Here is a 26,620-nt window from a genome sequence, read left to right as displayed (position 1 = left end):
CGATATCGGCCGAAGCTGCCTGTAGGAGCTGCGCGAGCTGCGACCGCGAAACCGCGCTTGCGTCGTAGCTGCGATGTCGCGGTCGCAGCTCGCGCAGCTCCTACAGCCGGATACGGACCGACGCCGCGATCGGATACAAACAAAAACACGAAGGCCGCCCGGAGGCGGCCTTCGTTCGATCCGCGCTAAGCGCTTACTGACCGATGTGCTGCTTCAACCAGCCGTTGACCGTGTCGTGCCACAGCACGCTGTTCTGCGGCTTGAGCACCCAGTGGTTCTCGTCCGGGAAGTACAGGAACTTGGACTCGATCCCCTGGCGCTGCAGCGCGGTGAACACGCCGATGCCCTGCTCCACCGGGATGCGGAAGTCCTGCTGGCCGTGGATCACCAGCATCGGCACCTTCCAATCCTTGACGTGGTTGACCGGGTTGTACTTCTCGTAGTTCGCCGGCTTCTCGAACGGCGTGCCGCCCTGCTCCCACTCGGTGAACCACAGCTCTTCGGTGGCGTAACCCATCATGCGCTGGTCGAACACGCCGTCGTGGCTGACCAGACACTTCCACGGCTGGTTCCAGTTGCCGGCGATCCAGTTGACCATGAAGCCGCCGTAGGACGCGCCCAGCGCGCAGGCCTTGTCGCCGTCGAGGAAGGCGTACTTCTTCTGCGCCGCGGCCCAGCCCATCTGCAGGTCTTCCAGCGGGCGGTCGCCCCAGTGCTGGCTGATCGCGTCGGTGAAGGCCTGGCCGTAGCCGGTGGAGCCGTGGAAATCGATCATCACCACCGCGTAGCCCTGGCCGGCGTAGGTCTGCGGATTCCAGCGGTAGCTCCAGCCGTTGCCGAAGCTGCCCTGCGGGCCGCCGTGGATCAGGAACGCGACCGGATACTTCTTGCCTTCCTGATAGTTCCACGGCTTGACCACGTAGCCGTAGACGCTGTCGCCGTTCCAGCCCTTGAACTCGAACTGCTCGAAATCGCCGAACCGGGTGTTGCCCAGGATCTCCGATGCGCTCGGAGTGATCGCGCGCTCCGGCGCGCCGTCGAGGCCGCCGACGAAGATCTGGTCGCCGCTCTTGAGCGAGTTGCGGGTGAAGGCGAAGGTCTTGCCGGCGAGCGTCGGCGAGTTCACCGTGCCGTCGCCGATCAGGCGCGTGGCCTTGCCGCTGGCGATGTCGACGCCGAACAGCGGCTGCTGGCCGAGGTCTTCGGTGGTGGTGTAGATGGTCTTGCCGTCGGCCGACAGCACGATGTTCGAGGCCGAACGGTCCCACTGCGGCGCGATCTCGCGCGCCTTGCCGCTGGCCAGATCCAGTTCCATCAGCGCGTAGCGGTCGGCCTCGAAGCCCGGACGCTTCATCGCGCGGTAGTACAGGGTCTTGCCGTCGGCGCTGAAGGTCGCGCCGGTGTCCCAGGCCGGGTTGGCCGCGGTCAGGTTCTTGGCCGCGCCGCCGTCGGCGCTCACCAGATACAGATCGAAGTTGGTCGACCACGGTTCCTTGGCGTCGGCCTTGCGCGCGCTGAACACCAGCGACCGGCCGTCGGGCGACCAGGTGTATTCGCTGCTGTCGCCGAACGGACGCGAGGGCACGTCGCCGATCACTTCGCCGCTGACGAGCTTCGCGGTGGAAGCGGTCTTGCCCGCGGCCGGCAGGTCGGTCACGAACAAACGGTTCAAGCGGCCGTCGTTCCACGCGTCCCAGTGACGGATGAACATGCGGTCGAACACCTTGCCCGAGGCCTTGCTCTTCTCGGCCGCGTCGAGCTTCTTCTTGCTGCAGGCCAGATCGGCCGCGCACTCGGCATAGGCTTCGGCGTTGAACGCCACGCGCTTGCCGTCGGGCGAAATCTGGAAGCCGCCGACGTCGCCGTCGAACGCGGTCAGCTGCTTCGGCGCGCCGCCGCTCAGCGGCAGCGAGTACAGCTGCGAGCTGCCGCCCTTGCTGCTGAGGAAGTAGACGGTCTTGCCGTCGGGCGAAAACGCCGGCGAGTTGACGCTCCAGCCGTCCGGCGTCAGGCGCTTGGGCGGCGCGGCATCGCGCGCGAACAGGTCTTCGATCCACAGCGAGGTGGCGGACTTGTTGGCGGCGAAATCGACCGTGCGCTTGGCGAACACCAGCTGGCGGCCGTCGGCCGAGAGCGTCGGCGAGGAATAGCGGTCCATGCTCGCCAGATCGCGGATCTGCAGGCCTTGCGGCGCGGGCGGCGTGAGCGAGAAAGCCGGCGCGGATGCGCAGGCCAGCGACAGGGCCAACGGCAGGAGTGCGTGGCGTGGCGTCATGGCGAACCTCTGAACGGTGAGCGGTGAACGATGCGGAGAGCGGCGGCGCAGCGCGCGGCCGGCGGATGTGGGCGGTGCGGAAAACGCGACGGCCCGGCATCGCTGCCGGGCCGTCGCGGGACGCTTACTGGTGCGGGTTCTCGTCGGCCGTGGCCGGCGACATCGCGGCGTTCTTGCTGCTGCGGTAGAACAGCCAGACCACCGCCGCCAACACCGCCAGACCGACCAGCGGGCCGAAGTGGAACTTCTCCGGCAGCGCCAGCACGTTGCGGTTGCTGGTGATCACGATCGGGAACGCGATGGCGATGCCCATCAGCGCCTCGCCGGTGATCAGGCCGGCGGCGAACAGGGTGCCCGGACGGTGCACGCGGTCGTGTTCCTCTTCGGTGCTGTTCGCGGTCAGGCCGCGGCGGCGGCCGACGATGTGCGAGAGCAGGCCGCCGAGGAAGATCGGCACCATCAGCTCCAGCGGCAGGTAGATGCCGATCGCCGCGGCCAGCACCGGCACGCGGAACTTGGCGTTGCGCGACTTCAGCCACTCGTCGAAGGCGATGATGATCGCGCCGATGCCGGCGCCGATGCCGATCATCGTCCACGGCAGTTCGCCGCCGAACAGGCCCTTGGCCACCGAGGCCATCAGCGTCGCCTGCGGCGCGGCCAGCGAGTTCGGATGCTCCGGCGTCGGCGCGCCGATGCCGTAGGCGGCGGCGAGCAGGTTCAGCACCGGCGCCATGATCAGCGCGCAGGAGAACGCGCCGATGCCGAGCATCAGCTGCTGCTTCCACGGCGTCGCGCCGACGATGTAGCCGGCCTTGAGGTCTTGCAGGTTGTCGCCGCCGACCGCAGCCGCGCAGCACACCACCGCACCGATCATGATCGCCGCGACCGCGCCGATGGGCGAGTCGCGGCCCAGCATCAGCACCAGCACCGCCGAGGCGAACAGGATGGTGGAGATGGTGATGCCCGAGACCGGGTTGTTGGACGAACCGATCAGGCCGGCCAGATACGCCGACACCGACACGAACAGGAAGCCGGCGACGATCATGATGATGGTCATCGGCACGCTGACGAACCAGTTGCCGACGATGGCCTGGTACAGCAGCAGCAGCGGCAGCACGAAGCCGACCAGGGCGACCAGCATCCACTTCATCGGCAGGTCGCGATCGGTGTCGGCGACTTCGCCGACCGCCGCGCTCTTGCGCGCCGCGGCCAGACCGCTCTTGACGCCCGACAGCAACGACTTGCGCAGCGAGAACAAAGTCCACACGCCGCCGATCAGCATGGTGCCGACGCCGAGGTAGCGCACCTTGGCCGACCAGATCGCGCCGCCGATGTCGGCCGCGCCCGCGCCGGCGATCTTCGCCGCCAGCACCGGATCGGAGTCGAGGAAGAAGGTGTGGTAGATCGGAATCGCGAACTGCCACGACAGGATCGAACCCGACACCACCACGATGCCGACGTTGAGGCCGACGATGTAGCCCACGCCGATCAGCGCCGGCGACAGGTTGGTGCCCATGTAGCCCAGGTACTTGCCCATGAAGCCGGAGATCACCGCGTTGTCCGGGATCAGCTTCATGCCGCTTTCGGCGGCGAGCTTGAGCAGCGCGCCGATGCCGCCGGCCAGACCGAGGATCTTCATGCCCGGGCCCGGGTTCTCGCCGGCCTTGAGCACTTCGGCCGCGGCCTTGCCTTCGGGGAAGGGCAGCGGGTCTTCGACGATCATCGAACGGCGCAGCGGCACCGAGAACAGCACGCCGAGCAGGCCGCCGAGGCCGGCGATGGCCAGCACCCACGAGTAACGGAAGTCTTGCCAATAGCCCAGGATCACCAGCGCCGGGATCGTGAAGATCACGCCCGCGGCGATGGACGAGCCGGCCGAGGCGCCGGTCTGGACGATGTTGTTCTCCAGGATCGTGCCGCCGCCGAGCAGGCGCAGCACGGCCATGGAGATCACCGCGGCCGGGATCGCGGTGGCGATGGTCAGGCCGGCGAACAGGCCCAGGTAAGCGTTGGCGGCGGCCAGGATCACCGCGAGGAACACGGAGAGCAGGACGGCGCGGAAGGTCAATTGGGGCTGCTTGGCGGGTGAGGCCATCGGCGTCTCCATCGCGGGTGGTCGGGCGGTGCGGCGGCGTATGCGGGCGCGGCGCCGGCCCGACCCGATCGGGAAGGCGCGGCGGCGACGCAATCCGCCGATGATCGCATCCGCCGCGCCCGCGTGTAAAAGTGCAGTGCGGCAAAAAGCGGGATTGGGCAAAAGCCCGCGGAATTGCATGAATGGGCGGGATTTCCCGGATTAGAGCGAGAAAAGCGCCGGCGAGGCGGGTGGCGCCTGTGCCGTTTTCGTGCGCCGCGGCCCGACTTCGCGCCGGCCGCGCCCGGGCGGAACGAGGCGCCGGGGTTCGCGCCGAGGCCCCATCCGCCGAAAAAACCGCCGACGCCGGCCGCGCGCGCCGCGCCCTATACTCCGCCCTCCCCCGCTCCACGCCGACCGGAATCCGCTAGTGCCCGCAGCCAGTCCCGCCACGCCGTCGCCGCGCGACGACGACTTCCTCGGCCATCCCAAGGGCCTGTACGTGTGCTTCTTCACCGAGATGTGGGAGCGCTTCTCCTTCTACGGCATGAAGGCGTTGCTGCTGCTGTATCTGCTGAAGTACCACTTGTTCGGCGACGACGCCGGCTACGACTTGATCGGCGCGTACGGCGGCTTGGTCTACGCGGTGCCGGTGATCGGCGGCCTGCTCGCCGACCGATACCTGGGCATGCGCAAGGCGGTGGTGCTCGGCGGCGCGCTGCTGGTGCTCGGGCATCTGGGCATGGCCTACGAAGGCCACGCGGCGCAGATGGTGAACGGCAAAGTGGTGCGCGACGAAACCGCCATGCAGGCGTTCTATCTGTCGCTGGCGCTGATCATCGCCGGCGTCGGCTTCCTCAAGCCGAACATCTCCACCATCGTCGGCAAGCTCTACGCCCAGGACGATCCGCGCCGCGATTCGGGCTTCACCTTGTTCTACGCCGGCATCAACGTCGGCGCGCTGTTCTCGGCGCTGATCTGCGCCTTCCTCGGCGAGACCTACGGCTGGAAATACGGCTTCGGCGCCGCCGGCATCGGCATGATCGCGGGGCTGGCGATGTTCCTGTGGGGCCAGCGCTATCTGGGCGGCCACGCCGAGCCGCCGGACGCGTCCAAGCTGCGCGAGAAAGTGCGCGGCCTTTCGCGCGAAGCCTGGATCTATCTCGGCAGCGCCGGCGGCGTGCTGGTGCTGTGGGGCACGATCCAGTTCGCGTCCAAGGTCACGCTCAAGCTCGGCGACCTCAGCTTCACCGCGGCGCTGGCGATCATGCTCGCCACCCTGGCGGTGTTCCTGGTCTGGTTCTTCGGCTTCATCGCCCGCCAGTGCACCAAGCCGCAGCGCGAACAGATGCTGGCGCTGGTGGTGTTGATTCTGGCGGTGCTGATCTTCTTCACCCTGTACGAGCAAACCTACGGCTCGTGGGTGACCTTCAACGACCGGCTGATGACCAAGGACATGTTCGGCTTGGCGAACGCCGCGAACTACAAGCCGACCTTGCCGTGGTCGCTGTTCTCGATGGCCGCCAGCCCGCCGCTGATGGTCGCCGCGCTGATGGCCAGCGACCGCGGCCGCGACGGCCTGGCCAAGGCGCTGGTCGCGCTGCTGGTGCTGGGTCTCGCCGTCGCCACCGCGCACGACGTGGTGCTGGTGCCGCAGACCGCCGGTTCGCTGACCTATCTGGGCGCGTTCTTCATCGTCGTGCTGGCGCCGCTGTTCTCGTGGCTGTGGCCGTGGCTGGCGCGGCGCGGACGCAACCCGAGCAAGCCGGTGACGATGTCGCTGGGCCTGATCCTGGCCGGCCTGTCGTTCCTGCCGCTGGTCGCCGCGACCAAGGTCTCCGGCGGCGGCGAACTGGCCAGCGTGTGGTACTTGGTACTGGCCTATTTCGTGCTCGAAGTCGGCGAGATGTGCCTGTCGCCGATCGGCATGTCCGCGGTCACCCAGCTGTCGGTGGCGCGGGTGGTCGGATTGATGATGGGCGCGTTCTGGCTGTCGACCGCGTTCTCCGAAGTGCTGGCGGCGCAGTTCGCCAAGATCGCCTCGGTGGAGATTCCCGAAGGCGGCGCCATCGACATGGCGGTCGCGTCGGTGAAGTACGGCGAGCTGTTCTCGATGCTGACCTGGCTCGGCATCGGCTCGGGCGTGGTGTTCTTGTTGCTGTCGCCGTGGTTGAAGCGGTGGATGCACGGGGTGCAGTGAGCGCGGAGCGCGCGAAGACGAAAAAGGGCGCCGGATAGGCGCCCTTTTTCTTTTGGGATCGCGGTTTCGGCGCGATCGGTGGGTTCGCGGTCGCGGCTCGCGCCGCTCCTACAGGGAGCCCATGTAGGAGCGGCGTGAGCCGCGACCGCGCCAATTCAACTACGCCGAAACCACCCCGCCCCGCGCGGCATCACTTCTTCTCGACCGCCGCCGCCGGCGCCGCCGTCTTCCCACCGAGCGACCGCGACAAAAACGCCAGCAACCGCGAATAAAACTCGCGCTTATGCGCCGGCTCGTAAAACCCATGCCCCTCGGTCTTGTAGTACAGCGACTCCACCGGCACGCCCGCCGCGCGCAAGGCCTTCTCCATCCGCTCGCTGTGCAGCTGCGGCGCGCGCTGATCCTCGCCGCCCGCGGCCAGGAACACCGGCACCTTGATCTGCGCCGCCAGCTGCGTCGGCGACACCGAAGCCACCGTTTCCGGCGCGCCGATCCACTCGCGCAGATAAGTCGCGCCGGAACGCACGTCCTGGGTATCGCCGCGCGTGTGCATCAACGGCAGGTCGTACACGCCGACATAGCCGGCCGCGCACTGGTACAGCGAAGGCTCGCGCGCGACGCCCATCAACGCGGCGTAACCGCCGTAGCTGGCGCCGTAGATGCAGATGCGCCCCGCGTCGGCGATGCCCTGCTGCACCGCCCAGCGCGTGGCGTCGGTGACGTCGTCCTGCATCTTCAGCCCCCACTGGCGCCGGCCGGCCTCGACGAAGTCGTCGCCGTAGCCGCCGGACCCGCGGAAATTCACCTGCAGCACCGCGTAACCGGCCGCGGCCAGCAACTGCGCGTCGTCGTCGAACTGCCAGCGGTCCTGGATGTTGAACGGCCCGCCGTGCGGCATCACCACCATCGGCAGCGACTTGCCGTCGCTGCCCTTGGGCACGGTCAGATAACCGTGCAAGGCCAGTCCGTCGCGCGCGCGCAACTCCACCGGCTTGACCGGCGCCATGTTCGCCGGATCGAACCAGGTGCGCCGGCTGATCACGTGGGCCGCGTTCTTGTTCTTGTTGTCGAACAGGAAAATATCGCCAGGGCTGCGGTCGTTCCACACCTCCACCAGCGACAGGTTGCCGTCGGCACTGCTGGAGGTGATGCGCACCGCATCGCCGGGGAACGCGGCTTCCAGGCTCTTGTACTGACGCGCCTCGGGCGAGTTCTTGTCGAAGAACACCGTGCGCGGCTTGCCGTCGGCGAAGAACACGCCGACCGGGATGCGGCTGCCGTTGCGGTAGATGATCCGGTCCGGGTCGGCGACCGGATCGCGCAGGATCTGGCTGCGCTTGCCGCTGGCGACGTCGTAGGCGGCGATGGAATCGGGCCCCTTCGGATGCTCGGTGCGCAGATAGGCGGTCTTGTCGTCGGCGGAGAAGCCGATCGGCAAGTCCATACCCTCGACCTCGTCGTTGTCGGCGGCGATCTGCTTCCACGGCGCGTCGGCGCTGTCGCGGTAGAACAGCTTGCGCACGCGGTCGCCGCCGTAGCCGAAGGCGAAGCGGACCACGCCGGTGTTGTCGGTGACGAAGCGGGTGTTGCGCACCGGCGAGAGCGCGATCAGGTTGCGCTGGCCGGTGAACACGTCCAGCCGCTCCGCGCGCGAATACGCGTCGGCGGTGAACGGCTGCACCGAGATCACCACCGAGCGCTCGTCGGCCGGCAGGTCGTCGACCACGAACGCGGCCACGTCCTCGACCTTCTTCGGCTGGATGCGGGTGCCGGCGCCGCGGCTGGCGACGCGGTAGCCGACCAGCACGTCGGCGCCGGTGCCGTTGGCGTTGATCGCGTAGATCTCGCCGGTCGGGATCGGCTGATCGCGCGAACCGAGCTTCTGCGCCATGCCCATCAGCACGCGGGTCGGGCTGACCCAATCGAAGTCGTCGACATGGTTGTGCTTGCCCATGCGGAAGGTGCCGGTGCGCTTGAGTCCGTCGCGGCTGAAGATCACCAGCGCGGTCTCGTCCTCGAGCGGCACCGTGGCGGCGTAGAACTCGCCGGTCGGCGAGAGCTTGATGTCGCCGATGGTGTCGGGCTTGACGAAGCCTTCGATATCGAACGTGCCGGCGGCCGGCGCTTGCTGCGCGAAGACCGGCGCCGCCGCCATCGCCCAGGCGACCGCGACCGCCGCCCACACCGGCGAGCGCGCCGGCGCGCCGACCTTGCTTGCCCGCGCGCCGACGCGCGCGACCCCGGCCGCCGCTGCGCGGCGGGCCGATTTCACTCCAAGCTCCATGTCCTTCCCCCTGCTGAAAGTCGTTCCGTGATCGCGGCGGGACTCGCGCCCGCGCGCGCGGGCCTCCACGCCCGTCGGGCGATCTTACGCAATGCGATGGCGGTCGCGGAACCGGGCTTCAGCCGGCTCGCAGAAAGGGCCGCGGTGCGGGTTCCTGAACTTCCGGCGCTTGCGCCGGCGGCGGCAGTTGCGCCAACGCGGCCGCCGCCGGTTGCCGGCTCGCGGCTTCGGCGTCCAGGCGCGCGTGGAACATCGGCTCGCGGTCGGCGTACGGGGCGTAGATCAGGAACATCTGACGCGCGCCGTTCGCGTCCTGGGCGCCGAAGGAGATTTGGTCCAGACGCTGGCAGGCGGGATCGTTCTTGAACGCCAGCAGGCCGGCAGCGGCGATGTTCGCGCACTGCGTCTCGGGCCAGTGCCCAGCCGCCCGGGCCGCGTCGCGGATGCGCTCGAACATCGCGTGGTCGGTCGGGTCCGATGGCGCGGTGAGCGTCGTCGGCGCGGTCGGCGCATCGTGTTGCGGCGCTTTGTCGATGTAGCGCCGATAGTCGTGCAGATACGCGTCGCGATGGGTGCGGCGCCCGTCGAGGTTCTCGTCCGGCGGCGGTTTGGGCAGCGAGTACGGCGTGTCGGCCACGCGCGCGGCGATCCGCTCGACCACCTGCTCGCGGTTCAACTCACCGTTGTTCCATTGCCGATACAACTGCGCCAGCTCGATGCCTTGCAGGTAGCCGATGGAGTTGAACGGCATCGCGCTTTTGAACGCGAGCTCGTCGCGCAGATCGCGGAAGATCGGGAAGGCGTTGAAGATCGCCTCGGCCTCCAGGCGCGAACGGTACGCGACATAATCGTCCTTCGACCCGCCCGTGAACGGAGTGACGCCGGTGTTGAAGCGATCGTGGCCGATCTCGTGGGCCAGGGTGCCGAACATGCGCAGCAGGCCGTATTCGGTGGGGCCGTATTGCTGGATGTTGTTCCATTCGTCGCGATCGAGCGCGATGCGGGGCGGCTCCCCGGGGAGGTACATCGGCAAACCGACTTGCAGGCTGGTATCGAATCGGCCGCCGCCGCGAAGGAACCCGGCGAATCCGGATACCGCATGCGGAGAGGCCAGAACCCAAGATTGAAGGCGCTCGGGCAGACGTCCGAACTGCGCATGTCCCCGTAAGTATTCGCGATCTTCACCATTCTCAGCGACCGCGCTCACGACTGCGCCCTCACCGGATGGATATGGATGGTCTTAACGCAGGAATGCGCCTGCGGGAACGTGTCGAAACGAACCATCATTCCGTTGCCCGTGGCTTTGTAGCCCTTTCCGATATCGATGCCGTGAAGGCTGAAATAACCGGGTTCCTCGACGGCGCCGGTCAGCTTCACGGCGCGTTCTGCGGGGTAGCAGGGATCGAGCTCCACACCGATATCGAATTGCTGGGTCGTGACGCTGATATAGCCGAAACTCAACACCCCGTCCTCCAGCCGCACCGGTCCGTCGCCGCTGAATTGTTGTTGACGCATCGGCTCCATCGCGAACAAACGATGCAACTCGGCGCCCACGCGATCGAAACCCGGCTTCCCTTGCAAAGGCCACGTCAGCAAGGCTCCGACATTCGTGTACTGCTTGGAACGCGCAGGCGGCGCGTTCGGTTTCGGCTGGGTCTGCGCTTGGCAGGCCAGCAACGCCGTCGTCGCGGCGATGATCGCCGCGGCGGAAATTTTCGCGAAATCCGGGCTCATCCGACCTCCATGCCGCCGCCCGTCGACACGAGCGGTTTACGCAGAATCGCCCCGTTCGAACGCGCGCCGCAAGCCCTCTCGCCAGTCGGGAACATCCAACGCGTACTCGCTGCGCAACAACTGCGTATCGAGTACGGAATAAGCGGGCCGTTGCGCGGGCGTCGGATACTCGGCGGTGCCGATCGCCGTCACCCGCGGCGCGCGCGCGAGCAAGCCGCGCGCGACGGCTTCGGCGAAGATCGCTTCGGCGAAGCCGTGCCAGGTGGTTTCGCCCGCGGCGGCGAGGTGGCGCACGCCGCCGTCCGCGCCGATGCCGCGTTCGAGAATCCGCGCCACCGCGTCGGCCAGCAGCCACGTCGGCGTCGGCGAGCCGCGCTGGTCGGCGACCACGCGCAGTTCCTCGCGCTCCGCGCCGACGCGCAGCATGGTGCGCAGGAAATTCTGGCCGTGCGTCGCCGCGTACACCCACGCCGTGCGCAGGATCAGATGCCGCGCGCCGCTGGCGGCGATCGCGCGTTCGCCGTCGAGCTTGCTGCGCCCGTAAACGTTCACCGGCGCGGTCGCGTCGTTTTCTCGATAAGGCCGCTCGCCGCGGCCGTCGAATACGTAGTCGGTGGAAAAATGGATCAAATCGATGCCGGCCTCGGCGCAGGCCTGGGCCAACCGCTCCGGCGCGATCACGTTGATCGCCTGCGCCGCCTCCGGCTCGGATTCGGCGCGATCCACCGCGGTGTAGGCCGCGGCGTTGACGACATGGTCCGGCCGCAGCCGCCGCAGCAACGGCGCGATCGCGTCCGCGTCGCGCAGATCCAGCGCCTCGCAAACGCCGCCGTCAGTCAGGCGGCCGCTGCGCGTGGTCGCCAGCACTTCGGCGTCGGCGGCCAGACGCCGGCGCAGATCGGTGCCGACTTGCCCGTCGCCGCCGATCACCAACACCCGCCCCAGGCTCACGGCCGGTACACCGGCATACGCTCTTCGGGCACGTCGCGCAGCAGAGGCGCGGCCTGATCCTTGGCCGACAGCATCGGCTCGCTGATCGGCCAGTCCACCGCCAACTCAGGATCGTCGAAGCGGATCGCCGCATCGGCCTGGGCGTCGTAGGTCTGCGTGCACAGATAGGTGAACACCGCGCGCTCGCTGAGCACGGCGAACCCGTGGGCGAAGCCTTCGGGAATCAGGAAATGGCGCTTGTTCTCGCCGCTGAGCAGCACCGCGGTCCAGCGGCCGAAGTGCGGCGAGCCGCGGCGGATGTCGACCGCCACGTCCCACACCTCGCCTTCCAGCACGCTGACCAGCTTGCCCTGCGGCTTCGGCCATTGGTAATGCAGGCCGCGCAGCACGCCGCGCGCGGACGAGGACACGTTGCCCTGGGCGAAGCGCAAAGACAGGCCGGCGGCCTCGAGCTTGTCCTGGTTGAAGGATTCGTAGAAGAAGCCGCGCGCGTCGCCGAACACTTGCGGTTCCAGCACCAGGCAGCCCGGCAGATCGGTTTCGATGATTTTCATGGAGGCGTGGGGTACGTCGTGGAAGCGGCGGCGATTACGGCACCGGGCCGCGTTCGATCAGGCTGAGCAAGTACTGGCCGTAGCCGTTCTTGGCCAGCGGGCGGGCCAGATCGGTGAGCTGAGCGGCGTCGATCCACCCGTTGCCGTAGGCGATTTCCTCCGGACAGCAGATGCGCAGCCCCTGGCGGGTCTCGATGGTTTCGATGAAGTTCGACGCTTCCAGCAGCGACTGATGGGTGCCGGTATCGAGCCACGCATAGCCGCGGCCGAGTTGCTCCAGATGCAGCGAGCCCTCGTCCAGGTACATGCGGTTGAGATCGGTGATCTCCAGCTCGCCGCGCGCGGATGGCTTGAGCGTGGAGGCGAATTCGCTGGCGCGGCCGTCGTAGAAATACAGGCCGGTCACCGCATAGCGCGAACGCGGCTTGAGCGGTTTTTCCTCCAGCCCGATCACCCGCCCGTCGCGGTCGAACTCGGCCACGCCGTAACGCTCGGGGTCGCTGACCCAATAACCGAACACGGTCGCGCCCTCGCGCCGCGCGTCGGCGCGCTTGAGGATCGCGGTCAGGCCCGGGCCGTGGAAGATGTTGTCGCCCAGCACCAGACAGCTGGGCTCGCCGGCGACGAAATCGCGACCGATCAGATACGCCTGGGCCAGACCGTCGGGGCTCGGCTGCACCGCGTACTCGATGCGCATGCCCCACTGCGAACCGTCGCCGAGCAGATGCTGGAACAGCGGCTGCTCGTGCGGCGTGTTGATCACCAGCACTTCGCGGATCCCCGCCAGCATCAGCACGCTGAGCGGGTAATAGATCATCGGCTTGTCGTACACCGGCAACAGCTGCTTGCTGATCGCCTGGGTGATCGGATACAGCCGCGTGCCGGAGCCGCCGGCCAGGATGATGCCCTTGCGGTTCATTGCGTGTTCCCGGTTGGAGGACGATCAGGCCTGACCGATGCGCTCGAGGCGATAGCTGCCGTCGAGCACGCGCCGCACCCAGTCTTGATGGTCCAGATACCAATCGACCGTGCGCTCGATGCCTTGCTCGAAGGTCACCGTCGGCGACCAGCCCAGTTCGCGCTTGAGCTTGGACGCGTCGATGGCGTAGCGGCGGTCGTGGCCCGGACGGTCGGCGACGAAGGCGATCAGCGACGCGCGCGCGCGGCCGTCGGCGAGCGGGCGGCGCGCGTCGAGCAGCGCGCAGATGGTCTCGACCACGGTCAGGTTCGGGCGTTCGGCGTCGCCGCCGACGTTGTAGGTCTCGCCCACGCGCCCGGCCTCGAGCACGCGCGCGATCGCCGCGCAGTGGTCGCCCACGTACAACCAGTCGCGTACGTTCATGCCGTCGCCGTACACCGGCAGGGTCTCACCGGCCAGCGCCTTGGCGATCACCAGCGGGATGAGCTTTTCCGGGAACTGGAACGGGCCGTAGTTGTTCGAGCAGTTGGTGGTCAGCGTCGGCAGGCCGTAGGTGTGGTGGAACGCCCGCACCAGATGATCGGACGCGGCCTTGGACGCGGAGTACGGCGAGTTCGGCGCGTACGGCGTGGTCTCGCTGAACTTGCCCTCGTCGCCGAGCGAGCCGTAGACCTCGTCGGTGGACACGTGCAGGAAGCGGAACCCGTCGCGGCCGGCGGCGTCGAGCGACTTCCAGTAATCGCGCGCCTGCTCCAGCAGGCTCAGGGTGCCGACCACGTTGGTGTGCACGAACGCGGCCGGGCCGTCGATGGAGCGGTCGACGTGGCTTTCGGCGGCGAAATTGACGATGGCGTCGGGGCGGTGTTCGGCCAGCAGACGCTTGAGCAGCGCGGCGTCGCCGATGTCGCCCTGGACGAAGACGTGGCCGGCGTGGCCGTCCAGCGGGGCCAGGGTGTCGCGGTTGCCGGCGTAGGTCAGCAGGTCGAGATTGACGACCTTGACCCCGCGACGCACCGCGTCGAGGACGAAATTGCCGCCGATGAAACCGGCGCCGCCGGTGACGAGCCAAGTGGACACTCAGGACACTCCTTGAAAGCGCGGACGTTCGCTGGCGCGGACGCGGGCCGGGCGCGGCGTGCGCGCCCCGGTCGCGGCCGGCCCTCGCCGCCCGCCCGATAAAGTCCTGATTGTAAAGCCTCCCGCGCCGCCGCCGGCGCCGACGGCCGGCGCGCGGACGGCTCGGCTACAGCTTGTGGGGGCCGACACTCCGGGTCCGAGCGCGCGGTTCCAGCGCAAATGTGCGCACCGACGCGAACGCTCGCGCCGTGCGCGGGGCCGGCCGGCCGCGCGCACGGCACGCTCGCTCACCCGTGCGGCGGCGCGGCCGCCAGCGCCGCGGCGGCGACGTCTTCTCCCGGCGCCAGCCGCCGCAGCAAACGGCCCTGCGCGTCCACCAGCCACACCGCCGGCACCCGGTCGATGCCGAAGCGGCGGAACGCCTCGCCGTCGCGGTCCAGCGCCAGCGGCGCGGGGATGCGGTGACGGTCGCGGTACTCGCGCAAATCCTGCGGCGAGGCCCACAGCCCCGACGCGATCCCGACCCAGCGCACCCGCCGGTCGCGGCCGTGGGCGACCAGCGACTCACGCGCCTGCCGGCATTCGCGCGCCGATTGCGGGCGGGTCTGGGCGAAATAGCTCTCGCACCACGGCGACAGGAACACCAGCACGCTGGCGCGGCGGCGCGCCGGATCGCTCAGCGCCAACGGCCGCGCTTCCAGCGATTGCAAACCCAAGGCCGGCACCGCGGCGCCGGCGGCCAGGGGCGCCGCGCCGGGCTGCGCCGCCGCGGCCAGCAGCGGCGCGGCCGCGCCCGCCTCCGCCGGCGCCGGCGCGCGGCGCACCCGCGCCAGTTCGGCGTCCAGGCGCGCGTCGGCTTCGTGGCCGACATAGGCCACGCGGCCGTCCTTGCCGATCAGCACGTGCTGCGGCGTCACCCGCAGGCCGAACAACTCGCCCAGGCGGCCGTCGTCGCGCACCACTGGCATGCCGATGCGGTACTCGCGTTGAAAGGCGCGGATCTGCTCCAGGCTGTCGTCGAAGCCGATGTTCACCGCGATCACTTCCAGATCCTCGCCGCGGCCGAGAAACGCGCGCTGGAAGTGCGGCATCTGCGCGCGGCACGGCGAGCACCAGGTCGCCCAAAATTTCAGGTACACGGCCTTGCGGCCGCGCAACGCGCCCAGGTCGTGGCGGCCGCCGTCGATGTCGGTCAGGGTCAGCGGCGGCAGCGCGCGGCCGAGCACGCGCGAGCCGGCCTGGCGGGCGAAGTCTTCGCCGGTTTCGGCCTGCGCCGGCAAGGCGGCGAACGACGCCGCGGCGACGGCGCAAAAGAAGGCGGCGCGCAAACCGCGCGCGGCGGCGGACGCGGCCCGGCGGCGGAACGAGGCGTGGCGGAAGTGTCGGAACATGCGGGTCGGCTCGCGGACGTGAGGGGGCGCCGCATCGGCGCGGCGACCGCCACGCTAACGCCGCGCCCGCCCGCGCCGCCACGCCAGTCGCGGCCAAATCGAGGGAACCAGTCGCCGCGGGCTCAGGCGCTAAGCGCCCGCAGCCGCCCGCGCGCGATGCCCCACACGGTGCGCGCCGCCAATGCCGCGACCGCCGCGCTCGCCAGCCCCAACAGCCCCCAGGCCAAGGCATCGGCGGCCGGATGCCGGACGCTCTGCGCGTACTTCAGCGCCGCGTCGGCGCTGGCCGCCAACGGAAACCCCGCCGCCCACCACGACACCCGGAACGGGCAGCACGCCGGCAAATGACGCAAGCGCCCCAGCAGCACCGCCAACAGGAACGGCGCCGGCAGGAGCAGCGCGGCGGCGAAATCGTCCACCCGCCCGGTGGTGGCGGTGTACGCCGCGAATCCGACCGCGAACGGCGCGACCAGGATCAGCAAGGCCGGTTGCAGCGCCGCGGGCAGCGGCTCCTCGAACATCAGGCGCGACAGCACCAGGGTGAACAGCGGCAGCGCGAAGAACAGCCCGACCGCGGTGGCGAACAGCGCCAGCCCGTGCAGCTCGCCGCTCCAGCCCAAGGCGGGCAGCGCGAGCGGCAGATCGAGCAAACCCACCACCGGCACGATCCACGCCGGCGTCGCCTGCGCCGGCGTTTGCCGCACGCTGATCCAGCGCAACGCCGTCCACCACGCGAACGCGAGCATGCCGGCCGCGCCCACGCTCCACAGCAGACGCGCCAGAGCCAAATGCGCCTGCGCCAGCAACAACGGCAACAGCAACAGCGCGATCAGCGGCGTGCCGAACAAAGGCCCGGCGACCGGATGCGCGAACTCGGCGCGCACGTGCGCGAACCCGGTCGCGGCCTTGATCGCATAAGCGACCGCGAGCGCGGCGAACGCGGCCAGCGCCAGCGCGCCGACCGCGTCGCCGATCCAGGCCGGCGCGCCGTACTGCGCGTGCGCCATGCGCCAACCGACGGCCAGGCCGGTCAAGCCCATGACCGAACCGAACAAGGACACGGGCAAATAAGAGAGGACGCCGCCGCGGCCGGCGGCGTCCCCCGTCTGAGCGGCGACGGCCATCGCGTTCTCCCCTTCCGCGCGCCGGCTCAGGCCTGCGCCGCGGTCGCGGCGACCGCGTCCAGCGCGCGCGCCGAGTACACCATCGCCGCGCCGGCGTTGAGCGCGACCGCGACGCCGAGCGCGTCGGCGATTTCCTCGCGGCTCGCGCCCTGCTTGAGCGCGGCGTCGACGTGCACGGTGATGCAGCCGTCGCAGCGCGCGGTCACCGCCACCGCCAGGGCGATCAGCTCGACCGTCTTCAGATCGAGCCGGCCGTTCTTCTTCGCCGCGCCCGACAGGGTTTGATAACCGCGCAGCGTGTCGGGCGACAGGCTGCCCAGTTCGCCGATGCGGGCCAGCAGTTCGGTGCGGTAAGCGGTCCAGTCGAGCATGACGTTCTCCTCAGCCAATCGGCTATGAGCGGGTGGTGGAATCAGCATGCGCCGCCCGCGCCGATACCCTGTAGAGTGAAACGTCCCGATTTTTAGCGAATTCGTCTCATGGATGCTCTGACCCGGGCGATCGACATGGCCCGCCCGCGCGCCGGGCTGGACCTGCGCTGCCAGTTGTCGGGCGCGTTCGAGATCGGCCATGCGCCGGCGGCGCCGGGCATCGCGCCGTTCCATCTGCTGCTGGCCGGCCGCTGCCGCATCCGCACCGAGGCCGGCGAGTCGATCGCCCAGGCCGGCGATTTCCTGCTGTTCCCGCGCGGCGGCGCGCACGTCATCGGCGACGACGGCGCGGCCGGGCCGCCGACGCCGATGCGCATGCGCCACGACGGCCTGCTGCCGTTGCGCCGCGCCGGCAAGGGGCCGGTCGACGCCGACCTGCTGTGCGGCCACTTCGAGCACGTGCGCGGCGCCAGCGAATTGCTGTTCGCCTCCCTACCCGATCCGCTGCACGTGTCGCTGGCCGGCGACGATGCGTCGGGCTCGCTGGGCGCGGTGGTCGCGCTGATGCGACAGGAAGCCGCCGCGCGCCGCCCCGGTGCGCTGGCGATCGTCGCCGCGCTCAGCCAGACCCTGCTCGCGCTGGCGCTGCGCGCCCACGGCGAACGCCGCGACGGCGAAGCCGGCCTGCTCGCGCTGCTGGCCGACGCGCGCCTCGGCGCGTCCGCGCAGGCCGTGCTCAAGGATCCCGGCCGCGACTGGAGCATCGAAACGCTGGGCCGGCTCGCGGCGATGTCGCGCGCGCAATACGCGCGGCGCTTCCGCGAGACCGCCGGCATGACCGTGTTCGAGTTCACCAGCCGCGCGCGCATGGCCATCGCCAGCGACCTGCTGCGCGGCGGCCGCCGCACCGTCGCCGACATCGCCGCGCAGGTGGGCTATCAATCCGAAGCCGCCTTCGCCAAGGCGTTCAGGCAGCGCGTCGGCGAACTGCCGGGACAGTACCGGCGGCGCCGTCGCGACGAAGCGAATGCAGCGGATAACGTTGTCTTGCAACGATGACGGCTTCACCGTGGCGGATTCGACGCCGCCAGGACAATGCGCAACCACCTGCGCCGCTCGCACCGCAAGCAAGCGGCGCCCGCGCGCGGCGGACGCCGGTCGAACGTCCATAGCGTGACGGGATGCCGCGGCGGCGCGCGATGACAACGATATCCCGCGCTTCGCGCCGCGCGCGCCGCTGCTAGGTTCGCCTGGCCTCGCACGGCCGGCGGGGCCATCACGCCCGCCCTTTCGCGCCCATGCGCAGGAGATTCGCCATGCACAAACTCATCCCGTTCGCCCTGCTCGCCGCCTGCGCGCTCGCCGCGCCGGCCGCGCGGGCGGTGGTCGTCGGCGGCATCGTCAGCACCGACGCGCGCTGGCCCGCCGCCACCGCCGGCTACGACCGCATGACCTTCTACGATCAGATCGATCACGACGGCGGCGCGCGCTCGAACTACTACTGGGCCAACCAGTTCTGGTTCGTCGGCGGCGACGGCGGTTATATCGGCCTGCAGAACCGCAGCGGCCAGCATTGGCTGAACTTCTCGATCTGGCTGGCCAACGGTTGGGATCCGGCCAGCCGCGCGAACTGCAGCAATTTCTCGCACGAAGGCAGCGGCGTGCAGTGCCAGCTCAAGTGGGATTGGAAGGCCGGGCACAAGTACAAGGTCGATGTCGTGCGCGTCTCCAACCGCGTCACCGGCACGGTGACCGATCTGATGAGCGGCGACAGCGTCGCGGTCGCGACCATCTTGATTCCGACCGGTTGGAGCGGATTCAAGAACACCACGGTCAGCTTCGTCGAGGAATACAGCCAGGGCAACTCGCAGCTCGCCTCGTGCAGCGTGATCGGCGCGCAGTCCTCGGTGTTCTACCTGCCCGTCGCCAACGGCAACCTGCCGGCCAGCAGCCAGACCACGCGCACCTACGGCAATTGCAACGACCGCAACATCGCCCACGCGGCCTGCGACGCCAACGGCAAATGCATCAACATCGTCAGCGATCTCGGCGGCTATCCCTCGCCGGCGGAGTGAGCGTCGGCAGGATCGCGGTGAGCGAACGTGGGCGACCGCGTTCGCTCCGCGCGGCACTGCGTTCAGCGAGTCCGCCGCGCGGCGGACTCGCGCTTTCGCGACGAAACCGCGTGCAGGTCTCATGACCGCCGCGTGACCGCTGCGCGCCTTCCATCGCGTTGTCCCGCGCGCGACGCGAGGACGTGACGGCGTTATCCGTCGCCAGCGACGGCGCGGCGTATGCTGCGCCGCAACTCGCGTCCGCAATGGCGCGGGCCAGTGAGCGGGCGGTGGCCGCCCCCGCCCCGTTCACTGCGTTAGGGACTAAGCAGGGGCTGATGTCATGGACCGACTCGACGCGGCCGGCAGGACCGTGGATAGCGCGCGGTCTTCGATGGCATCTTGGAGAAGCCCGTCAGCTCATGAGCGAATTCACCGCAAGGAATGCGTTGCCGGCGCGCGACCGGAGCGCCTCGACGACCGCCTCGATCGTAGGGGAATCCGAGCCCGTGCGCCGCGTGCGCGACCTGCTGCGGCGCTACGCCGGCTGCAACGCGCCGGTGCTGATCGAGGGCGAAACCGGCACCGGCAAGGAACTGGCCGCGCGCGAGATCCACTACGCCAGCGCTCGCGGCCTCGGCCCGTTCGTGCCGCTGAACTGCGGCGCCCTGCCCGACGCGCTACTGGAATCGGAACTGTTCGGCCACCGCCGCGGCGCGTTCACCGACGCGCGCAGCAGCGAGCCCGGGCTGGTCGAATACGCCCGCGGCGGCAGCCTGTTCCTGGACGAAATCGATTCGCTGTCGCCGCGCGCGCAGACCGCGCTGCTGCGGCTGCTGCAGAACGGCGAGTTCCGCGCGGTCGGCGAACGCCCGCTGCGCACCGCCGACGTGCGCATCATCGCCGCCACCAACGCCTCGCTCGCCGCCACGGTGGAAGCCGGGCGTTTTCGCCGCGACCTGTATTACCGGCTCAACCCGTTGTACCTGGTGCTGCCGCCGCTGCGCGAACGCGGCGGCGATTTGCGCTTGCTCGCCCGGCACCTGCTCGACGACGCCACGCGGCGCCTCGGCGACGCGCCGCGCGACTGGAGCGAAGACGCGCTGCGCGCGCTCGAACGCCACGACTGGCCGGGCAACGTGCGCGAACTGGAAAACCTGATCCTGCGCCTGTGCATGCATTGCGACGAGCGCACACTGGACGCGGCGCAACTGGCGCAAGCCGCGCCGGCGATCTGGGACACGGCGGCCGCGCAACCGCCACGCGATCCCGCGCCCGCGGCGCACGCCGAGCCGGAGCGCGACGAACGCGGCTTCGCCGCGGCCAAGCGCCGCGCGATCGAACTGTTCGAGTACGACTATCTCACCGAGCTGATGCGCCGCGCCGGCGGCAACGTCAGCCGCGCCGCCGCACTGGCGGGCACCGAGCGGCGGCATCTGGGCAAGCTGCTCAAGCGCTACGGCATCGAACGGCATTGCCCCGACGGCGGCTGATCGCCGCGATTCAGCGCGCCTACGCAACGCCTTCGGCCGCAGCGCATCCGCGTCCCGCATCGACGCGTCTCGCATCGATCGGCACAGCCTGACGAACGCGTAGCCAAACGCACACTCAGACGCCGAAACCGCTCCCGCAAGCACGCACGCTCACGCGCGTATACGCGCATACGCCGGCGCGCGCCCGCGCCGCGCGCACCCACTGCGCGACCTCGCGCACCCACCCGCCGCGCGCACCGGGTGCGCGACGACCCGGCCCGCGCCGCGCGCGCCGACGCAAGTGATTGATCCGACGACGGCGACGCTGCCGCAAACGGTTGGCACGGCGATTGCGACAGCGAGGGAACGGATTCCGTGGGAGCGCAGAAGGACTCTGGCCATGACGAACCCCGCAAGCGTCGGCGACGACCGCGAAGTCGAAAGCGCGGTGCTCGCCTATCTCGATCGCCACCCCGGCGCCGCCGACACGCTCGACGGCATCGCCGCCTGGTGGCTGCCGCGGCAGCGCTACATCACCGCGCGCGAACGCATCGAAGGCGTGCTCTCGCGCCTGGTCGCCGCCGGCGTGCTGCAACTGCGCCGGCTGCCCGACGGCACCGCGCTGTACGCGCTGGCCGCGGCGCGCCGCGATCCGCCGACCCGGCTGCCGGCCACGTAACCCGCTCCCGCAACGACCGCACCGCCACCCACCACGCACCGCAACCGATCGTCCCGCGATCGCCCAACCGCATCCAGCAAGGAGAAAGGCTATGCCAGCTGCGCTCACCTACCCGGGCGTGTACGTCGAGGAAATCCCCAGCGGCGTGCGCACCATCACCGGCGTCGCCACCTCGATCACCGCCTTCGTCGGCCGCGCCCTGCGCGGGCCGGTCAACCAGGCGATCGTCATCAACAGCTTCGGCGATTTCGAGCGCCGCTTCGGCGGCTTGTGGCTGCACAGCCAGCTCGGCTACGCGGTGCGCGATTTCTTCCTCAACGGCGGCAGTCAGGCGATCATCGTGCGCCTGTTCGCGACCGGCGCAGACGGCGCCGCCGCGGCCGCCGTCGTCGCAGCCACCGACGGCAACGACGCGGCGGCCGCCGCCGCGGCGGCCAAGGCCAAGGCGGCGACCTACACCGACGAGCCGGCCAAGAGCGCGGCCGCCGCGGTCGCCAAGGCCGCCGACGACGCCTCCAAGCTGCAGGGCGCGACCGTGCAGAGCGTGGCCGCGGCCGCCGCCGCGGCGCTGCCGCCGACGCGCGCGCCGCTGACCCTGGGCGATCTGAAGCTGGAAGCGGCTTCGGAAGGCAAATGGGGCGGCAAGCTGCGCGGCGAAACCACCGCGTCGCCCAACCCCGACATCGCTCTGGCGCTGGGCGTTAACAAGAACGACTTGTTCAACCTGACCGTGCGCGACGCCGCGCCCGGCGGAGGCAGCGAAACGTATCTCAACCTCACCGTGGTCGAGAGCGCGCGCCGGATCGACCGCATCCTCGCCGCGGATTCCTCGCTGGTGCGGGTCAAGGGCACGCTGCCCAACTCGATCTCGGCTGCCGCCGACGCGGTCACCGTCGCCGAGCGCGCCGCCGCCGCCGCGCAGGACGCGCTCGATCAAAAGATCAAGGCCGGCGCGCCGGAATCCGAGCTCGATCCGCTGCGCACCGCGCGCGACGCCAAGGTCGCCGCGGTCGCCACCGCCGCCGCGGCCGCCGACGCCGCGGCCAACGACGGCGGCGATCTCAACGCGCAGAGCTTCCTGCCCGACAACGGCCTGTCGCTCAAGCTCGGCTTGTACGCGCTGGAGCAGGCCGACCTGTTCAACCTGCTGTGCATTCCGCCGTACAAGACCGACGACGGCGCGTCCTACGATGCCGAAGCGATCGTGCTCGCCGCCGCCACCGCGTATTGCGAGCGCCGCCGCGCCTTCCATCTGATCGATCCGCCCAGCGGCTGGAAGGACAAGGACACCGCCAAGGCCAAGTTCGACGAATTCGCCGATCCCAAGAGCCGCAACGCCGCGCTGTTCTTCCCGCGCCTGCGCCAGCCCAACCTGCTGCGCAACAACGCGCCGGAGAACTTCGCTCCGGGCGGCGCGGTCGCCGGCATCTTCGCCCGCACCGACACCAACCGCGGCGTGTGGAAGGCGCCGGCCGGGCTCGACGCGGGCTTGGTCGGCGTGCCGCAGCTGTCGGTGCCGCTGACCGACGCGGAGAACGGCGAACTCAACCAGCTCGGCATCAACTGCCTGCGCGCCATGCCGGTCAGCGGCCGCGTGGTGTGGGGCTCGCGCACGCTGCGCGGCGCCGATCAGCTCGCCGACGAATACAAGTACATCCCGGTGCGCCGCACCGCGCTGTTCATCGAGGAAAGCCTGTTCCGCGGACTCAAGTGGGTGGTGTTCGAGCCCAACGACGAGCCGTTGTGGGCGCAGATCCGCCTCAACGTCGGCGCGTTCATGCACAACCTGTTCCGTCAGGGCGCGTTCCAGGGCAGCTCGCCGCGCGACGCCTACTTCGTGCGCTGCGACAAGGACACCACCACCCAAAACGACATCAACCTCGGCGTGGTCAACGTCGTGGTCGGGTTCGCGCCGCTGAAACCGGCCGAATTCGTGGTCCTGCGCCTGCAGCAGATCGCCGGCCAGATCGACGTCTGAGCCCTTCCACTTCGATAAAGGGAGCACCGAGATGGCCCAGTTCACCGTAAACGCGCAGCGCTTCGATCCGTACAAGAACTTCAAGTTCCGGGTCAAATGGGACAACAAGTACGTGGCCGGCATCAGCAAGGTCAGCGCGCTCAAGCGCACCACCGAAGTGGTCAAGCACCGCGAAGGCGGCGACCCGAGCAGCAGCCGCAAGAGCCCGGGACGCAGCGAGTTCGAGGCGATCACGCTCGAACGCGGCGTCACCCACGACAAGGAGTTCGAGCAGTGGGCGAACAAGGTCTGGAACTACGGTTCCGGGCTGGGTTCGGAGACCTCGCTGAAGGACTTCCGCAAGGACCTCATCATCGAGGTCTACAACGAGGCCGGCCAGTTGGCCATCGCCTATCGCGTGTACCGCTGCTGGGTGTCGGAATTCCAGGCGCTGCCGGACCTGGACGCCAACGCCAATGCGGTGGCGATCCAGCACCTCAAGCTCGAAAACGAGGGCTGGGAGCGCGATCCCGACGTGGTCGAGCCGGCCGAGCCGAGCTTCACCGAGCCGGCCTGAGCGCGCGCATGAGCGCCGACGCCCGCCACTGGAACCACGTCCTGATCGGGGCCTGGGAACGCCTGCACCGCGCCGGCGCGCACGAACGCGCGCTGGGGCTGCTGCAGGCGGTGTGGCCGCAGCCCGATCCGGCGCAGTGGAGCCGCGCCAGCCTCGGCCAGCGCGATGCGTGCTTGTTCGCGCTGCAAGAAGCGCTGTTCGGCGGCCAGTTGCAGACCACCGCCGCGTGCCCGGCCTGCGGCGAACGGCTGGAATCGCAACTGCGCGTCGGCGATGTCTGCGCCGAGATGCCGCGCGAGTTGCCGCAACCGCCGGCGCCGCGACGCTTCGACTATCGCGATTACAGCGTCGACTACCGCCTGCCCGACAGCGACGACCTGCGCCATCTGCCGGCCGCGCGCGGCGGCGACGCCGCGCTCGACGCCGCCGTCGAGGCGTTGCTGCGGCGCTGCGTGCTCGGCGCGCGCCGCCGCGGCCGCGAACTCGACCCAGGCGCGCCGCTGCCGCCGGCGTTGGTGGAGCGTTTGTGCGAACGCATGGCGCAGGACGATCCGCTCGCCGATCTGCAATTGGCGGTGCAATGCCCGGCCTGCGCCCACGAATGGTCGGCGACGTTCGATATCGGCGCCTACCTGTGGGAAGAACTCGACGACTGGGTGCAGGACTTGCTCTCGCAAGTCCACGCGCTGGCCCGGCATTACGCCTGGAGCGAGCGCGACATCCTCGACCTGTCGCCGGTGCGGCGGCGTTTCTATCTCGATCTGGTGCAGGCATGAACGGCTTCCTGCGCCACATCGTGCGCCGCGCGCAAGGCCAGGCGCCGGTCCTGGAACGGCGGCGGCCGTCGCTGTACGAATCGCGGCAGGACTTGACCCAGGAGCCGGCCGAAGAAGTTCAGGCGCACGTCGCGCCGACGGCGTCCGCGGCCGCGCGCGAAGCGAGATCCGAACCGGCCGCGGCAACGCCGCATGCGTCCGCGATTCCGTTCGAGCCCGCGGCCGACAAGGCGGCGACGCCGGACATCGCCACGATACCCGCGGCATCGCCGCGCGCCGCGCCGGCGCCCGCGACCACGTCCGTCACCCTGATCGAATCCATCGAAACCTTGCGCGAAACCGTCGTCGCCGCGCCCGCCGCGGCGGCGCCGCAAGCGCGAACGGCGCAGCCGCCGCGTCGCGAAAGCGCGCATGCGGCGATGTCGGAAGCGCCGACGAACCCATCCGCTCGCGACGCGCCAGCGCCGTCCGCGCCGCTACACGCACCGCCGCCCGCCGCGCCGCGCGCGAGCGCGAACGAACCGCGGCCGACGCCCGCGCACGTCGCCGCGCCCGCACCGCAACCCGCGACCGCGAGCGCGTCCACTCGCGCCACAGCGCCACCGGCGCCGCTGTCCGTCCCCGCCCGCCTCGCCGCGCGCGACGCCGCGCCGGCCGCGGTCGCGCATCCCGCGCGGCGCAACGCCCCGGCCGCGCCGGCGCCGGCCGCGCCCGCGCCGGTGCACGTCAGCATCGGCCGGGTCGAAATCCGCGCCAACGCCCCCGCCGCCGCGCCGGCCGCCGCGCCGCGCCGCAACGGCGCGCCCGCGCTCGGCCTGGACGACTACCTGCGGCAACGCCACGGAGACCGTCGATGAGTAACGCACTGGCCATCGCCGCGGTGACCGCCACGCTCAAAGACCTCATCAGCGACAGCCTGCTGGGCCTGGATCTGTCGTCGATCGGCAGCATCTCGGTCACCGCCACGCCACCGGACCGGATCACCACCGGACAGACCGAGCCCAATCAGCTCAATCTGTTCCTGTATCAGGTCACGCCCAACAGCGGCTGGCGCAACCAGAGCCTGCCGACCCGCGACGGCAGCGGCCAGCGCCTGCGCAGCGCGCCGCTGGCGCTGGATCTGCATTACCTGCTCACCGCCTACGGCGCGCAGGATCTCGCCGCCGAAGCCTTGCTCGGGCTGGCGATGCTGGCGCTGCACGACACGCCCGGCCTCGACCGCGCGCGCCTGCGCAGCGTGCTCGGCCCGCCGAATCCGCCGTTCGGCGATTTCTCCGCGCTGAATCTGGCCGAGCAGATCGAATCGCTGAAGATCACCCCGCAATACCTCGGCGGCGAAGAACTGTCGAAGCTGTGGACCGCGATGCAGGCGCGCTATCGCCCGTCGATGGCCTATCTGGTCTCGGTGGTGCTGATGGAGACCGAAGCGGCCGCGCGCGCCGCGCCGCCGGTGCTCAAGCGCGGCGACGACGACCGCGGCCCGGCCGCGCGCGCGTCCGCCGCGCCGCGTCTGGAATCGATCCGCCCCGCCGCGTCCGACCTGCTGCGCGCCGCGCGCCTGGGCGACGCCTTGCGCGTCGAAGGCCGCAACCTGCAAGCCGTCGACGCCGAGTTGGTGTTCGAACATCCGCGCGCCGCGGCCGCGCGCACGCTGCCGGTGACCGCCACCGCCAGCGCGCTCGCGCTCGATGCGCAGCTGCCCACCGCCGGCGTCGACGCCGGCGCGATGGCCGATTGGATCGCCGGCTTCTACGCGGTGCGCCTGCGGCTGGCGCCGTCGGGGCAACCGGCCATCGTCAGCGCGCCCATCGCGATGATGCTGGCGCCGCGGGTGGAGGTCAGCCCGCTCAACGCCGCGCCCGGCGAACTCGCGCTGACCTTGACCTGCAGCCCGCGCCTGCTGCCCGAGCAGCACGCCGGCGTGCGCGTACGCTTCGGCGGCGACGAACTGCTGGCCGACAAGATCGAAACCCCGGCCGATCCCGAACAGCCCACGACCATCGACGTCACCGTGCCCGCCAGCGTCGCCGTCGCCGGGCGCTATCCGGTGATCCTGCGCGTCGACGGCGTGGAGAGCATCGCCGCGGTCGCCGACGACCAGGGCGTGTTCTCGTTCGATCCGCAGCAAACCGTGGTGATCGCTTGAGGAGC

Annotated in this window: 23 protein-coding genes; 10 read left to right on the top strand and 13 right to left on the bottom strand. The window is 70.0% G+C overall.

Features of this window, described 5'->3' with window-relative positions; all coding sequences use genetic code 11:
* Positions 1 to 193: 193 nt before the first annotated feature.
* Positions 194 to 2,275, bottom strand: coding sequence for a S9 family peptidase (locus J5226_RS11715; protein WP_215840049.1), 2,082 nt, complete (start codon positions 2,273 to 2,275; stop codon positions 194 to 196).
* Positions 2,276 to 2,399: 124 nt separating this feature from the next.
* Positions 2,400 to 4,370 carry an oligopeptide transporter, OPT family gene (locus J5226_RS11710; RefSeq protein WP_215840048.1) on the bottom strand — a complete coding sequence of 657 codons (1,971 nt, stop codon included), beginning with the start codon at positions 4,368 to 4,370 and terminating at the stop codon, positions 2,400 to 2,402.
* Positions 4,371 to 4,779: 409 nt separating this feature from the next.
* Here J5226_RS11710 and J5226_RS11705 point away from each other — a divergent pair, with 409 nt between their 5' ends.
* Positions 4,780 to 6,549 carry an oligopeptide:H+ symporter gene (locus J5226_RS11705; RefSeq protein ID WP_255323061.1) on the top strand — a complete coding sequence of 590 codons (1,770 nt, stop codon included), beginning with the start codon at positions 4,780 to 4,782 and terminating at the stop codon, positions 6,547 to 6,549.
* Between the two features lie 190 nt (positions 6,550 to 6,739).
* On the opposite strand, the gene J5226_RS11700 is transcribed toward J5226_RS11705, so the two are convergent.
* The 10 genes from J5226_RS11700 to J5226_RS11655 all read right to left on the bottom strand — a co-directional run bounded on the left by J5226_RS11700 (position 6,740) and on the right by J5226_RS11655 (position 16,954).
* A complete protein-coding gene (locus tag J5226_RS11700) occupies positions 6,740 to 8,821 on the bottom strand; it encodes a S9 family peptidase (protein WP_345778202.1) in 2,082 nt (693 codons plus the stop codon).
* 130 nt (positions 8,822 to 8,951) lie between these two features.
* Positions 8,952 to 9,860, bottom strand: a complete 909-nt coding sequence (locus J5226_RS11695; protein WP_215840047.1) for a hypothetical protein — start codon at positions 9,858 to 9,860, stop codon at positions 8,952 to 8,954.
* A gap of 176 nt (positions 9,861 to 10,036) precedes the next feature.
* Positions 10,037 to 10,567: a hypothetical protein gene (locus tag J5226_RS11690; protein ID WP_215840046.1), complete on the bottom strand. Its 531-nt coding sequence runs from the start codon at positions 10,565 to 10,567 to the stop codon at positions 10,037 to 10,039.
* Between the two features lie 36 nt (positions 10,568 to 10,603).
* Entirely contained in the window at positions 10,604 to 11,512 is a 909-nt protein-coding gene (gene rfbD / locus J5226_RS11685; protein WP_215840399.1) for a dTDP-4-dehydrorhamnose reductase, read from the bottom strand.
* A gap of 2 nt (positions 11,513 to 11,514) precedes the next feature.
* Positions 11,515 to 12,072 carry a dTDP-4-dehydrorhamnose 3,5-epimerase gene (gene rfbC, locus J5226_RS11680; RefSeq protein WP_215840045.1) on the bottom strand — a complete coding sequence of 186 codons (558 nt, stop codon included), beginning with the start codon at positions 12,070 to 12,072 and terminating at the stop codon, positions 11,515 to 11,517.
* Between the two features lie 34 nt (positions 12,073 to 12,106).
* Positions 12,107 to 12,991 carry a glucose-1-phosphate thymidylyltransferase RfbA gene (rfbA, locus tag J5226_RS11675; protein WP_215840044.1) on the bottom strand — a complete coding sequence of 295 codons (885 nt, stop codon included), beginning with the start codon at positions 12,989 to 12,991 and terminating at the stop codon, positions 12,107 to 12,109.
* Between the two features lie 24 nt (positions 12,992 to 13,015).
* Positions 13,016 to 14,068, bottom strand: coding sequence for a dTDP-glucose 4,6-dehydratase (gene rfbB, locus J5226_RS11670; protein ID WP_215840043.1), 1,053 nt, complete (start codon positions 14,066 to 14,068; stop codon positions 13,016 to 13,018).
* 287 nt (positions 14,069 to 14,355) lie between these two features.
* Positions 14,356 to 15,459: a TlpA disulfide reductase family protein gene (locus J5226_RS11665; protein ID WP_215840042.1), complete on the bottom strand. Its 1,104-nt coding sequence runs from the start codon at positions 15,457 to 15,459 to the stop codon at positions 14,356 to 14,358.
* Between the two features lie 122 nt (positions 15,460 to 15,581).
* Positions 15,582 to 16,583 (bottom strand): C4-dicarboxylate ABC transporter, encoded by a 1,002-nt coding sequence (locus J5226_RS11660; RefSeq protein ID WP_215840041.1) that lies wholly within the window; start codon positions 16,581 to 16,583, stop codon positions 15,582 to 15,584.
* A 26-nt stretch (positions 16,584 to 16,609) separates the two neighbouring features.
* Entirely contained in the window at positions 16,610 to 16,954 is a 345-nt protein-coding gene (locus J5226_RS11655; protein WP_215840040.1) for a carboxymuconolactone decarboxylase family protein, read from the bottom strand.
* 108 nt (positions 16,955 to 17,062) lie between these two features.
* Here J5226_RS11655 and J5226_RS11650 point away from each other — a divergent pair, with 108 nt between their 5' ends.
* The 7 genes from J5226_RS11650 to J5226_RS11615 all read left to right on the top strand — a co-directional run bounded on the left by J5226_RS11650 (position 17,063) and on the right by J5226_RS11615 (position 24,469).
* Complete coding sequence (locus tag J5226_RS11650) at positions 17,063 to 18,013, top strand: AraC family transcriptional regulator (RefSeq protein WP_215840039.1); 951 nt, start codon at positions 17,063 to 17,065, stop codon at positions 18,011 to 18,013.
* Positions 18,014 to 18,270: 257 nt separating this feature from the next.
* The gene (locus J5226_RS11645) at positions 18,271 to 19,029 is read left to right on the top strand and encodes a DUF3472 domain-containing protein (RefSeq protein WP_215840038.1); all 759 of its coding nucleotides are present in this window, start codon (positions 18,271 to 18,273) and stop codon (positions 19,027 to 19,029) included.
* A gap of 428 nt (positions 19,030 to 19,457) precedes the next feature.
* Positions 19,458 to 20,501: a sigma-54 dependent transcriptional regulator gene (locus tag J5226_RS11640; protein WP_255323109.1), complete on the top strand. Its 1,044-nt coding sequence runs from the start codon at positions 19,458 to 19,460 to the stop codon at positions 20,499 to 20,501.
* 379 nt (positions 20,502 to 20,880) lie between these two features.
* Entirely contained in the window at positions 20,881 to 21,159 is a 279-nt protein-coding gene (locus tag J5226_RS11635; protein WP_215840036.1) for a hypothetical protein, read from the top strand.
* 91 nt (positions 21,160 to 21,250) lie between these two features.
* A complete protein-coding gene (locus J5226_RS11625; protein ID WP_255323060.1) occupies positions 21,251 to 23,137 on the top strand; it encodes a phage tail sheath subtilisin-like domain-containing protein in 1,887 nt (628 codons plus the stop codon).
* 31 nt (positions 23,138 to 23,168) lie between these two features.
* On the top strand, positions 23,169 to 23,693 hold the full coding sequence (locus J5226_RS11620; protein WP_074872293.1) for a phage tail protein: 525 nt from the start codon (positions 23,169 to 23,171) through the stop codon (positions 23,691 to 23,693).
* Between the two features lie 8 nt (positions 23,694 to 23,701).
* Positions 23,702 to 24,469 carry a hypothetical protein gene (locus J5226_RS11615; protein WP_215840035.1) on the top strand — a complete coding sequence of 256 codons (768 nt, stop codon included), beginning with the start codon at positions 23,702 to 23,704 and terminating at the stop codon, positions 24,467 to 24,469.
* A gap of 118 nt (positions 24,470 to 24,587) precedes the next feature.
* Here J5226_RS11615 and J5226_RS11610 read toward each other — a convergent pair whose 3' ends face one another.
* Positions 24,588 to 25,202, bottom strand: coding sequence for a hypothetical protein (locus J5226_RS11610; RefSeq protein ID WP_215840034.1), 615 nt, complete (start codon positions 25,200 to 25,202; stop codon positions 24,588 to 24,590).
* Here J5226_RS11610 and J5226_RS11605 point away from each other — a divergent pair.
* A complete protein-coding gene (locus J5226_RS11605) occupies positions 25,189 to 25,326 on the top strand; it encodes a hypothetical protein (RefSeq protein WP_215840033.1) in 138 nt (45 codons plus the stop codon). The genes J5226_RS11610 and J5226_RS11605 overlap by 14 nt on opposite strands.
* Entirely contained in the window at positions 25,323 to 26,615 is a 1,293-nt protein-coding gene (locus J5226_RS11600; protein WP_215840032.1) for a DUF4255 domain-containing protein, read from the top strand. The genes J5226_RS11605 and J5226_RS11600 overlap by 4 nt, the downstream gene beginning before the upstream one ends.
* Positions 26,616 to 26,620: the final 5 nt, after the last annotated feature.

Origin of the sequence: Lysobacter sp. K5869, from assembly GCF_018847975.1 — a bacterium.
Taxonomy (GTDB): Bacteria; Pseudomonadota; Gammaproteobacteria; order Xanthomonadales; family Xanthomonadaceae; genus Lysobacter.
This window is presented reverse-complemented; position numbering and strand designations above follow the sequence as displayed.

Coding starts and splice junctions, on each gene's coding strand:
- J5226_RS11715 (WP_215840049.1), bottom strand. CDS start 2,275: ATGACGCCACGCCACGCACTCCTGCCGTTGGCCCTGTCGCTGGCCTGC.
- J5226_RS11710 (WP_215840048.1), bottom strand. CDS start 4,370: ATGGCCTCACCCGCCAAGCAGCCCCAATTGACCTTCCGCGCCGTCCTG.
- J5226_RS11695 (WP_215840047.1), bottom strand. CDS start 9,860: ATGTACCTCCCCGGGGAGCCGCCCCGCATCGCGCTCGATCGCGACGAA.
- J5226_RS11690 (WP_215840046.1), bottom strand. CDS start 10,567: ATGAGCCCGGATTTCGCGAAAATTTCCGCCGCGGCGATCATCGCCGCG.
- rfbC (WP_215840045.1), bottom strand. CDS start 12,072: ATGAAAATCATCGAAACCGATCTGCCGGGCTGCCTGGTGCTGGAACCG.
- rfbA (WP_215840044.1), bottom strand. CDS start 12,991: ATGAACCGCAAGGGCATCATCCTGGCCGGCGGCTCCGGCACGCGGCTG.
- J5226_RS11665 (WP_215840042.1), bottom strand. CDS start 15,459: ATGTTCCGACACTTCCGCCACGCCTCGTTCCGCCGCCGGGCCGCGTCC.
- J5226_RS11660 (WP_215840041.1), bottom strand. CDS start 16,583: ATGGCCGTCGCCGCTCAGACGGGGGACGCCGCCGGCCGCGGCGGCGTC.
- J5226_RS11655 (WP_215840040.1), bottom strand. CDS start 16,954: ATGCTCGACTGGACCGCTTACCGCACCGAACTGCTGGCCCGCATCGGC.
- J5226_RS11650 (WP_215840039.1), top strand. CDS start 17,063: ATGGATGCTCTGACCCGGGCGATCGACATGGCCCGCCCGCGCGCCGGG.
- J5226_RS11645 (WP_215840038.1), top strand. CDS start 18,271: ATGCACAAACTCATCCCGTTCGCCCTGCTCGCCGCCTGCGCGCTCGCC.
- J5226_RS11635 (WP_215840036.1), top strand. CDS start 20,881: ATGACGAACCCCGCAAGCGTCGGCGACGACCGCGAAGTCGAAAGCGCG.
- J5226_RS11625 (WP_255323060.1), top strand. CDS start 21,251: ATGCCAGCTGCGCTCACCTACCCGGGCGTGTACGTCGAGGAAATCCCC.
- J5226_RS11620 (WP_074872293.1), top strand. CDS start 23,169: ATGGCCCAGTTCACCGTAAACGCGCAGCGCTTCGATCCGTACAAGAAC.
- J5226_RS11615 (WP_215840035.1), top strand. CDS start 23,702: ATGAGCGCCGACGCCCGCCACTGGAACCACGTCCTGATCGGGGCCTGG.
- J5226_RS11610 (WP_215840034.1), bottom strand. CDS start 25,202: ATGCTGACGTGCACCGGCGCGGGCGCGGCCGGCGCCGGCGCGGCCGGG.
- J5226_RS11600 (WP_215840032.1), top strand. CDS start 25,323: ATGAGTAACGCACTGGCCATCGCCGCGGTGACCGCCACGCTCAAAGAC.